Source organism: Kaistella pullorum, assembly GCF_014837035.1.
In the GTDB taxonomy this organism is placed as follows: domain Bacteria; phylum Bacteroidota; class Bacteroidia; order Flavobacteriales; family Weeksellaceae; genus Kaistella; species Kaistella rhinocerotis.
The window spans coordinates 439254-449750 of record NZ_JACSPS010000002.1; the positions used below are offsets into that span (position 1 = coordinate 439254).

Sequence of the window (10497 nt, forward strand, 5' to 3'; positions counted from 1 at the left end):
TCCGCTGCAGCGGAACCCGAACGTGCGTTCGCCGCGGCGAATATGAGCCCTCCATCAGCCATAATAAAAGAGAACCACTTTTGTGATTCTCTTTGCTTAGTAGTCCGCTGCGGCGGAAACCCGAACGTGCGTTCGCCGCGGCGAATATGAGCGCTCCATCAGCCATAAAAAAAGAGAACCACTTTTGTGATTCTCTTTGCTTAGTAGCGGGGACACGACTCGAACGTGCGACCTCCGGGTTATGAGCCCGACGAGCTACCTACTGCTCTACCCCGCGATATTGTGATGCAAATATACGACATTTTCCTTAAGTTCCAAATTTATTTGAAAATTCTTTATTTAAAGGTGTTTCGAGAATTTCGGGAGTAAAAGTTAAGCCTTATGAACTAGCGAGTTAAACGGCTGTGACCTTCAATTAAAAATATTTGCTGCGCATTTTTTATATTTGAACCATGACAGACCTTCCCGGACAAGCCATTCACGATTATTTTGTAAAGAACACCAAAAAGAAACTTTTCGTGCACGACGAATTCGGGCCGAAAGTAGAGATGCCGCTGCCGGTTTATTTCCGTGATTTCTATGAAATGCCGGAACTTGAACAAAAAGCACTAAAACTATGCACCGGAAAAGTGCTCGACATCGGGGCGGGCGCGGGCTCACATGCGATCGAACTGCAGAACCTGAAGTTCAACGTTACAGCCCTGGAAATTTCAAATGCGGCTTGTGACGTAATGCGTGCACGCGGCGTGGAAAATGTTGTTTGTGATGATATTTTTGAGTATTCAAACGAAAAATTTGACACTTTACTGCTTCTGATGAACGGTATCGGACTTTGCGGCACGTGCGAAGGATTTATAAAATTTCTTAAGCATGCCGAGAAGCTGCTGTCACCCGGCGGACAGATAATCTTTGATTCTTGTGATATCGCGTATATGTACGAGGATCTTCCGCGACCCGAACATTATTACGGTGAAGTGAAGTGCTGCTACGAATATTCACGGCAAAAAACTGAATGGTTTCATTGGCTTTATCTGGATTTTGGTACAATGTCAATGATTGCAAGAGCTGCCGGCTGGAATGTGGAACGTATCGCCGAAGACGAAAATAACCAGTATCTGGCAAGACTGACCCGCCGGATTTAAAAAAAGCAAAAACCCCGAAGCTGCTGCCCGGGGTTATTAATTAACTAAAGTTCGTGATTACATTCGCTCCGGAATCAGTTCTTCTTCTTCGGCACCATAGAGATACCGTTCTTTGCTGTCATCGAGCTCGTTCATCCAGTCGGTGTGATGTTCCCCGGCCATCGTGCCGGTCACCACACTTTGGTAGGTCTTGTCGCGGTAGGTCAGTATGTTTTCTTCCTTGTCTTGCAGCCATTCTTTTAGCATTGCCGCCACTTTATCCAGATTGAAGTGAGGATAATCGGACAGTGCCAATAAATCTTTGATGTAATCGGTTTGAAAATCGACATTATCAAAACTGGTTTTCAGTGTACTGTTTCGCTCCAGCCATTTATCAATATCAAGGCGCCTTTCAGCTTCGCCGGGAAGTTCAAATCTTTCCATCATGTAATCTCTCGCGAGCCAGGCCTGCGTATCAAACATATTAAAAGTATAATACTGATCCTGCATTCCCAAATAAATTAATTGAGGCAGTGCATTGAAGAATACACCTTTGTAGAGATTGTCAGGATAGAGGTTGTTTCTTGTTTTTAAACGGAGTTCGTCCGGGAGGAAGGGAAATTTATGCTGGTAGCCGGTGCACATGATCACCGCATCAAAATCTTCACTGCTGCCATCTTTGAAATAGGCGGTGTCACCTTCAAAATGCGTAACTAACGGAACCTCTTTGATGCCGTCGGGCCAGTTGTGACCGATCGGGTTGCTTCTGTAGCTCAGTGTAACCGATTTTGAGCCATGCTTATAACACTGGAGTCCAATATCCTCGGCAGAGTAGCTGCTTCCTATCAATAAAATATCGCGGTCCCTGAACTGATCAGCGCCCCGGAAATCATGCGCATGCATCACGTTTCCGCCAAAACCTTCGATCCCTTTGAAATACGGCATATTGGGCGTTGAAAAATGTCCGGAAGCAACCACCAGATAATCAAAAACTTCTGAATAGGTCTTATTGATCTTTAAATCATCGAGTATTACCGTGAATTTTTGGGAGTCTTCATCATAACTTACCCAGCGTACCGTGGTATCAAAACGGATAAATTTACGCGCATTGCTTTTCTTAATACGTCCTTCGATATAATCGAACAGTACCGGCCGCGGAGGATAAGAGGATATGGGTTTTCCGAAATGGTCGTCAAATGAATAATCTGAGAATTCAAGGCATTCTTTCGGACCGTTTGACCAAAGGTATTTGTACATACTGCCGTGAATGGGTTCGCCGTATTTCCCTACGCCCGTACGCCAGGAATAGTTCCACATGCCACCCCAGTTGCTTTGTTTTTCAAAACAGACGATCTCGGGTATTATTTCACCTTTTGCCTTTAACGCTTCGAATGCGCGAATCTGCGCCAGACCGCTGGGTCCCGCACCGATGATTCCGATACGTTTGTACTGTAGATTTTCTGTGTTGTCCATGTAAAATATTTTAAAAAAGTTAACAGGAATGCCACTTAAAAAAGTGGATCCTTTAAAAAAATTAATGTGCTTGAAAATATCTGCGTTGCAGAGGATGAGCCGTAGCCCGCTGTCGGATTTAATTAAAAATATTAATTAAGGAATTTATCCGGCGTGAAAAATAGTAAGCATTTGTGCTAATATATGGATTATTTGCCGCAATTGCAAATAAGGGTGTGGACCAACAGGAGCGAAGCCAGAATAAACTCTATGAAAAGCGAGAATACAGGATCTATTTAGGATGACTTTTTTATAGAAGATAATAACTTTAAATTTTATCTATTCATGACAAAACAAAAAAACTCCGGAAAGAGATTTTTCCGGAGCTTATGTTAATAAGGCAGGCGTAAATAATTATTTCACTGCCACACCCGCATAATCGCTTTCGTTACCGAGTCGGTCAACTGCGCGCAAGGCTACGCTTTTTAGGTTTTTACCGTTTTTGGTCAGCAACAGTGTTTTTGACTTTTCAGCTGCCGACAGTATTTCAGTCTCCCACGTGTCACCGTATTGTGTGAAAAGCACCCATTGCCTTACCTGATCTGCCTCTCGCGAGAACCAATCTGTCTGTACGTTATTTCCGCTGCGTTTAGCTGTGATTTCAGGTTTTAAAACAGCCTTTGTTTTGATCCACGGGCTTGCAGGTACAAGCGCCGGCTCGCTGTACAGCGTTTTGAGCGTGTTCAGCATTGCCGGATTTTTTGAAATGCCATCTACACTGTAATGAATGGTGCCGGCGTTATCTTTAAGCAGATTTCTGGTGGTATGTATTTGATTCGCAATCTCGCTTGGCTTGTCACTTACGGCAATTCCGACCGTATTGAGTCCTGGCCAAAGGTGCACCTTTTTATAATTTTCCTGAATCCACCATTTCAAAAGAGACGAGAAACGCTGCTTTCCATCTTCCTTCCAGTAAAGCTGAGGAGCGTAATAGTCGCACCAGCCTTCATTGAGCCAAAGTTTTGCATCTGCGTACAACTCGTCATACTGTGAACTTCCTGTAACATCTGCAGGATAACCCGGTTTCCAGATGCCGAAAGGTGAAATTCCGAACTTGACATATGATTTTTCAGTTTTAATCTCATCGTGAATTCTTTTAATGAATTTATTCACATTTCCGCGACGCCAATCTGCGCGGCTCAGCGGTCCGCCTGAATTCTGATAGGCGCTCCACGTTCGGGTATCCGGAAAATCTTTTCCGCCATTGTATTCGCGGTAAGGGTAGAAGTAGTCATCGATATGCACTGCGTCGATGTTGTAACGTTTTACGATATCACGAATCACCGCAGAGACGTGATCCTGAACTTTTTCGTCCGACGGATCAAGCCAGTACATTCCGTTTCGGAGTCTGTAGGTTTCATTCTTCATTTTACTGGCCATGCTGGCAGAAGTTACAGGGCCGCCGGTGGTATGGTGCGCGCGGTAGGGATTAAGCCATACATGCAGTTCCATCCCGCGTTTGTGCGCCTCCGCGATCCAGAATTCCAGCGGGTCATAAAAAGGAGTAGGTGGCGTACCGGCCGAACCGGTAAGAAAATATGACCAAGGTTCGAGATCACTCTTATAAAGCGCATCGGCAGAGGGCCGTGCCTGGAAAATCACCGCGTTGAAATTAGCGTCCTGCAACATATCGAGAATCCGAATGGCTTCGGCTTTTTGCTGCTCAGACGTCAAATTGTTTTTCGATGGCCAGTTGATGTTGGCAACGGTAGCGATCCAGGCAGCACGGAATTCGCGGGTTACTTCAGGCAAATCCAACGTGAGAACTTCAGATTTTGGTTCGCTTGTTTTTGTAGGTAAGGTTTTCGCGGTTGTAACGGGTTTTTTGACAGCGGGTTTAGGTTTTGGTGTGGCACAGGAAGTAATAAAAAGCGCGCTGGCTGCAATGAGCGTATATTTAAAGTTGCGGATGTTCATAAGACAAAAATAGTATTATCTGGGAAATATGTGCACTCGTCAGTGCTTAGAATAATGGCTGAATAAATCAGCACTATTGTATCGTACTGATTATTAGTGAAGGTTTATTTAATTTACAAAAAAACTCTCCCCAAATGGAAGAGTCTTCATAATGTTAATTGAATTTTTATTGAGATCCGTCTTTCGGTTGCTGGTCCTTAAACATCTTCTCCGCCAGCTTCGAGTCGGGCGTAATAGCCATCTGCGCAGCCTGCATTTTATTCTTAAGACCGGCCACCACCATATCGTCACCTTTCATCAGCGCATCATAGCCCTCTTTGGCGACATCCGCAGGATCTGCAAGTTTGTCTTTCTCATACATTTTCGAGATTTCCATTCCCGCCTTGTGGAAGAAATCGGTGTCGGTAGGTCCGGGCAGAAGGGTCGTGATAACGATATCGCGGTCTTTCACTTCTGCACGCACCGCTTCACTGAACGATTGTACGAAGGCTTTTGTGCCGTGATAGACAGATTGCCACGCGCCCGGCATTTTGGAGGCAATGGAGGATGTATTCAGGATTTTACCGCTGCCGCGTTCAATCATGTCTTTAAGGAAATGCTTGGTCAGAATGACGAGACTGCAAATATTGAGATGGATGATCGACAGTTCCATTTCAAGTTCCGTTTCCTCAAATTTACCATACCATCCGTGTCCAGCATTATTTACTAAAACATCAACCATTAAATTTCTCCCGCGGATCTCACGGTACAGGTCATCGGCCTGCTCCATATGGAACAGATCTTTGGAAATCGTGATAACATCGATGTTACCAAGACTTTTAAGTTGTGTCTGTGCTTTTGAAAGTTCACTTTGATCGCGTGCAGCCAAGATAAGATTATGACCGTCTTTTGCGAAAAGTTTGGCAAGTTCGAGACCAATGCCGGAGCTGCCGCCCGTAATGAGTGTGTAGGTTCTTTGTGTTTCCATAAGAATATTTTTGCTATCTAATTTCGAACACAAATAATGCCACTCCATTCATTTTCAATTTATTCCAATCTGTTTTTCTGAACAAAGCCTTCACTTCCTGACGCTGTTCTGATGTGAACCCAGTCGCCGGTCGTAGCCAGCAATTTTAGCGATGTCTTCTGCTGAATGGTCAGTACAGTACCAAATGCAGTTCCCGGACCTGTTCGGATATTGCTTCCTGCTTTAATTCTGTCGACGTTCGGAATAAATACATTAAGATTTTTAGCTGCAACGCGCTTACGAAGAAATGGCCAGGGATCCACCGCGCCGCCTGCAGAATAAATTCCGAAATGAAGGTGCGGACTACCACCTTCTGCATTACCTGTGGAACCTACTGTACCTAAGGTATCGCCAGGCTCAACACGAGTTCCGGCTGTCGTCATCACACTGTCCAAATGCGCGTAGTAAAGCGAATTCCCTAAGATTCCATCGCGCAGCCACACCTGTTTCCCGCCTAAGCCTTCATTACCGGTCCGGGTTACCATTCCTTTTACGGCGGCAACTACCGCGGTACCACGCGCTGCGAAAATATCAACGCCCTCATGATTTCTCGCGCCGCCATCGCGCACGGCACCCCAAAAACTCTGCACCGCACTGTTTCCTTTGCCGACGACCGGGAATGAAAGGGAAGGTTGGGTGTATATTTTAAGGTTAAATGTACCGCTAAAGGCAATTTCGGGCTGAATGATAACTCTGTACAATCCGTTTTTTTCGATAAAGTGAGTATATGTACCGGCCTCCAGCAACGTACTTGACGACGAATTAACAGGTAAATCAGCTGGATATACATCCACAAAGATCCGAGGCTGCAGGGAATCTGGTTTTTCGGCTGCTATGACGAGCAGATCGCCACGATTAAGTTCCAGTTGGTAGGTGAGTGTATGTACGTCACTAGGTTGAAACTCGGCAATGGCAGAAAAACTGTCAGTAATGAGAAGTTTGGAGGCTGCAGCGACCTCATACTGATCCTTCCACATCGTCATCAGACTATCCGGGCCATCATAGCCGCGCTCATATTTGGCACGTGCGGAGGTTTCAAAGATATTTTTCGGAAGTTTAAAACCGTCGCAGCCCACCATTACAGACAGCAAAATTATAAAGAGAAGAAATTTGGGCACTTTAAACATTTACCTATAAATGCAAAAATTTAGCCGTGAAAACTCTTCTGTTACAGCCGGAATTTATCTTAAGAACTTGAATAAGTGAATACGTACACACTGTGTGGGAACAAATGACTAAAAGATTTTATCTTTTTAACAGTTGGCAGCGTAAATACTAAAGTTATGTTAAAAATAATACTTTAGGGGGATGGATTTATGTCAAAATTTTGAATAGTTTTGCACGCCAGCCAAAAAAATGATTTATGAAAATAACAGAAAGGTTAAATATGCACAGATTCAGTCTGTTACTGGTGACGTTTTTACTTTCTACGGTTCCGGTGATTTACGGACAAACAAAGTATATGGTTGATATTCCTGTGACACAGCAGGATTCAAGGATTCACGTCACCTTGATGTATCAGGAAAAGAATGATGCATTTGGTATGATGACGCAGGATTACCGAATCACGGTCACTAACAATACAACAGATAAACTGAAAGTCTATATCGACTACGGCGCGCGTCTGGTTTGCGGTGCGGAAAAAAGCCATAAACTTGGGCCGCTGGGCGACGGAATTACTATTGCGCCTTCACAAACGGTCGGAAAACCTTATGGAAGTGATGGTATTGGTTCTGCAGTAAGGCTTACTGCCGGCGCCTGTCCCAGAGAATCGTGGAAGCAAATGGGGGAGGACGAGAAAGGCAGCGCACTCTACAGCATGATTTCTACTGTATATTACCGGATTGTAAAAATTGAGAATATATCAGAAAAAGAACGCTCTGCAGCGGAAGCAAAAAAGCAAAAGGCCGAGGAGGAGCTTAGAAAAAAAGCAGAAGCTGAACAGAAACAGAAAGCGGCAGCCGAAGAGCGCGAAAGACTGCAGCGTGAAAACACTACCAAAACAGCGCAGAATACTGCTATCAGTGAAAGAACTGCTATGTCCACCGCCGGTTCAGTGGGGTCGTCTAATGCCCCGGCCGCGAATCTGTCGGAGAAAGTAAAAGTTAACGGAGAATATGTGCAGGTTTATCGTGAGAACGGCGTTCCTTATGTAAGAAGAGCAGACGGCAGTACGCATCAGACTACCGAAAATGCATTCAACCAGATCTCGAAGATTTCAAATGCAGCGAAGTCCACATCAAGTATTGCACAGCAGCAGGAACTCTATCAACAGCGAATCGCCGCACAGCAAGCCGAATACCAGCGTAAAGCGGCCGCAGATAAGCTCTATGCCCAGCAGCGTGATGAAATCATCACACAGGGTGTAAGTGAGATGGCTAACCTTATCGGCGGCATCATGCAATATAACCGGGCAGAAAAGGAGCGTCAGCAAGCTATCGCCGAGCGACGTGCGGAGGCGGAAAGACAGCGTCAGCATGAGCTATATATGATGCAGACAAACCGCAGGGATGCTTTTGCGATACTGCCGGCCACAGATATTCCGCTGGTTTCTAAGGAAAAAGCCTCCAATCTCTACTTCTTTATCTATGCTCACAACGACCTGAGTAGCGAGTATGGTGCATCGGCTTATGTTTCGAATGTTTTCGAAGTCGGGAAGTACAGGGATGGCACACGGGCCTATACTGCTAAGGTTAAAAATGAAATTGAGAACCTTACCCCTTACAGTGAAGTTCTGCATGGATACTATTATACATATGATGAGGCGGCGAATACGCGAAACAATCTTATCCGCGCACTGAAAAGCACCGGGATGCGTGTTGAAGAGGTGCAATATAAAGGTAAACCGGGTCAACACAGCCCGGAGGAGATAAAGGGAGCGCCGCAACCCACGTTTGGAACGGTGATTTCCGACGAGAACACACAATCGGTCGCAGTACCTGAAGAAAAAGTGAAGAAGCAGGTTGAAAAAAGCAATTACGGAACATTAATTAAATAATAAAACATGAGAATCCTTTTACTTTATATATTTCTGTTAATGAACGGTTTTGCCGCGGCCCAGAATGCAGTGGCTGAGCTTAAATTCGAAGAAGCAGAAATTGCCTTTAATAACCGGGATTTTGAGCAGACCATCGAAAAAGTGAATGAGTTTGAAAAGGTACTTGGCGGGATGACGGATAAATCTTTGTATCTGCGCATTGTATCTCAGAAAAATCTTTTTAACCCCTACAGTTTTTACGCTGACGAAGAGCAGTACAACCTTTATGTATCTTTGGATAACAACATTAAAAAGTACCTGAAAGCGACCGAAAAGAACGGGCTGGATGATAAATTCAAAGAAATATATGCGGAGGGGGAAAGCCTTAAAAAAATGAATCTGATCAAAGATAAAAAGGCCTGGCTGAAAGAGAAAAAACGCAGGGAAGATGAAACCGAGGCCAGACGTAAATATGAGGAGGAACTCAGGGAGGAATGCAAGAATAACTTTAAAGAATATACCCTCGAGCGCTTACGGACAGGAGTGAGCATCGAAGAATTTCAAGCACAATATCCTGATATCCTTACCGGCAAGTATAAATCGGCAAAAGTAAGCGAAGGATCACAGGGATCAGCAGTGTACATTTACTATTCAAAAAATATCAACTTTGAGGATAAAAAGAATTTTGTCTTTCCTTACAACGCTACCACCGGCAAACCCATTTACGACAAGACTGTCCACGCTGTCTTCGTGCAGGACGGGACGGTCGTGGGTTTTCAGAAACAGGTTCTTTACTATAACAGTCAGGGGGAAGGAAACCTCGACATGAACAGTGCGCAGGCGGCGTTATTTCAGCATATTCAGGAGCAAAAGGATACTCTTCAGAACTGTGCGAACGATATAAAATATTCATCTCCAGAAGGGCAGGATATGTGGTCTTTTGATGGTAAAAACATAACGCTTTTCCGCGATGTCTATAAGGATGAAAAGGGTAAACGTTGGAAAATGTCACTGACGACACGTGTACTAAAAACAAAATAAATAATAGAAACTATGAACATGAAGAAATTAGTAGCGTTAGTAGCGCTGGCCGCATCAACTTTTGCCTCCGCGCAGGAATTAAGTCTCACCGGTGGTGTCTCAAAAATTGACGAAAGATCAGAAGGTGAACAGTTTAATCACAGCTATGGGCCGATGGTAAAATTTAATTACGTGCAGTGGATTGCGCTGAATGACGCAAGATTTTCCATCAACCCAGGCCTCAGCGCAGGTTTTTATACTTCAAAGCTGGACGAGACTGAAGATCAGCTTATGCTGTCATACGTGTCGTTACCCGTTGAACTGGTGTATAAAGTGAAACCTGTAGGAAGCAGTTTCTTTGTGTCTGCGGGCGGTTATTTCAGCTATCTTATAGGGGCTGAAACCGACCGGGGAGAACTGAAAATCAACGATGGAGACTATTCTTATAAGAACACGGATTATGGAATCAATGTAGGAGTGGGTTATGTATTTGAGAAAGGACTTACTTTGAGGGCCGGATATACCAAAGGGTTAGCTAACATTCTGAATTATCCTGAAGGAGAAACGGACAGTTACATCAAGAACTCCAACTTTGGCCTTACAATAGGTTATATGATTTTTAGAAAGAGAATTTAGAATAAAAATTTTATTGCTGAAAAAGAGAGGGTTGCGCACCTTCTCTTTTATTTTAAACAGTCCGCAAATTTTGCGTAATAACCCAGTTTTAGCCGACAGCTAAAAAAGGCAGAGGCCCTGCTAAAGGTGATTTCGAGGCTCAAACAAAAATAGCTGACCTGTTTCCAAAGGAAATTCTAGTTTTTCAAAAGAAGTACGACCAGCGCAAGAAGGGCCGGCACGGCCTGAGTTACAAATATTTTCTTACTCGCCGTGAGTGCACCGTATGTTCCCGCCACGACTACGCAGGTGAGAAAGAAAATGGCGAT

At 44.4% G+C, this 10497-nt stretch carries 9 protein-coding genes and 1 tRNA gene; 4 read left to right on the forward strand and 6 right to left on the reverse strand.

Annotated elements, in window-relative coordinates; genetic code table 11:
• Nucleotides 1-204 precede the first annotated feature (204 nt).
• Nucleotides 205-277: transfer RNA gene (locus tag H9628_RS06465), tRNA-Met, on the reverse strand.
• Nucleotides 278-452: 175 nt separating this feature from the next.
• Between H9628_RS06465 and H9628_RS06470 the strand changes: the two genes are divergently transcribed.
• Nucleotides 453-1142 carry a class I SAM-dependent methyltransferase gene (locus H9628_RS06470; protein ID WP_251833304.1) on the forward strand — a complete coding sequence of 230 codons (690 nt, stop codon included), beginning with the start codon at nt 453-455 and terminating at the stop codon, nt 1140-1142.
• A 57-nt stretch (nt 1143-1199) separates the two neighbouring features.
• Here the strand turns inward: H9628_RS06470 and H9628_RS06475 are convergent, their stop codons facing one another.
• From H9628_RS06475 to H9628_RS06490, 4 genes are all read right to left on the reverse strand, one after another.
• Nucleotides 1200-2594, reverse strand: coding sequence for an NAD(P)-binding domain-containing protein (locus H9628_RS06475; protein WP_251833305.1), 1395 nt, complete (start codon nt 2592-2594; stop codon nt 1200-1202).
• Between the two features lie 393 nt (nt 2595-2987).
• Entirely contained in the window at nt 2988-4550 is a 1563-nt protein-coding gene (locus tag H9628_RS06480) for a glycoside hydrolase family 10 protein (RefSeq protein ID WP_251833306.1), read from the reverse strand.
• 166 nt (nt 4551-4716) lie between these two features.
• Nucleotides 4717-5517 (reverse strand): SDR family NAD(P)-dependent oxidoreductase, encoded by an 801-nt coding sequence (locus H9628_RS06485; protein ID WP_251833307.1) that lies wholly within the window; start codon nt 5515-5517, stop codon nt 4717-4719.
• Nucleotides 5518-5576: 59 nt separating this feature from the next.
• Nucleotides 5577-6674 (reverse strand): peptidoglycan DD-metalloendopeptidase family protein, encoded by a 1098-nt coding sequence (locus H9628_RS06490; RefSeq protein ID WP_251833308.1) that lies wholly within the window; start codon nt 6672-6674, stop codon nt 5577-5579.
• 245 nt (nt 6675-6919) lie between these two features.
• Here H9628_RS06490 and H9628_RS06495 point away from each other — a divergent pair, with 245 nt between their 5' ends.
• From H9628_RS06495 to H9628_RS06505, 3 genes are read left to right on the forward strand one after another with little or no spacing between them, the layout of a single operon-like run.
• Nucleotides 6920-8554, forward strand: a complete 1635-nt coding sequence (locus H9628_RS06495; protein ID WP_251833309.1) for a hypothetical protein — start codon at nt 6920-6922, stop codon at nt 8552-8554.
• A 6-nt stretch (nt 8555-8560) separates the two neighbouring features.
• Nucleotides 8561-9574 carry a hypothetical protein gene (locus tag H9628_RS06500; protein ID WP_251833310.1) on the forward strand — a complete coding sequence of 338 codons (1014 nt, stop codon included), beginning with the start codon at nt 8561-8563 and terminating at the stop codon, nt 9572-9574.
• An 18-nt stretch (nt 9575-9592) separates the two neighbouring features.
• Complete coding sequence (locus H9628_RS06505; protein ID WP_251833311.1) at nt 9593-10189, forward strand: porin family protein; 597 nt, start codon at nt 9593-9595, stop codon at nt 10187-10189.
• Between the two features lie 176 nt (nt 10190-10365).
• Here H9628_RS06505 and H9628_RS06510 read toward each other — a convergent pair whose 3' ends face one another.
• Nucleotides 10366-10497 (reverse strand): DUF1304 family protein, encoded by a 132-nt coding sequence (locus H9628_RS06510; protein WP_394368180.1) that lies wholly within the window; start codon nt 10495-10497, stop codon nt 10366-10368.

What these genes read in the sequence shown, in the direction of transcription:
- H9628_RS06470 (WP_251833304.1), top strand. Translation starts at nt 453, where the DNA reads ATGACAGACCTTCCCGGACAAGCCATTCACGATTATTTTGTAAAGAAC.
- H9628_RS06475 (WP_251833305.1), bottom strand. Translation starts at nt 2,594, where the DNA reads ATGGACAACACAGAAAATCTACAGTACAAACGTATCGGAATCATCGGT.
- H9628_RS06480 (WP_251833306.1), bottom strand. Translation starts at nt 4,550, where the DNA reads ATGAACATCCGCAACTTTAAATATACGCTCATTGCAGCCAGCGCGCTT.
- H9628_RS06485 (WP_251833307.1), bottom strand. Translation starts at nt 5,517, where the DNA reads ATGGAAACACAAAGAACCTACACACTCATTACGGGCGGCAGCTCCGGC.
- H9628_RS06495 (WP_251833309.1), top strand. Translation starts at nt 6,920, where the DNA reads ATGAAAATAACAGAAAGGTTAAATATGCACAGATTCAGTCTGTTACTG.
- H9628_RS06500 (WP_251833310.1), top strand. Translation starts at nt 8,561, where the DNA reads ATGAGAATCCTTTTACTTTATATATTTCTGTTAATGAACGGTTTTGCC.
- H9628_RS06505 (WP_251833311.1), top strand. Translation starts at nt 9,593, where the DNA reads ATGAAGAAATTAGTAGCGTTAGTAGCGCTGGCCGCATCAACTTTTGCC.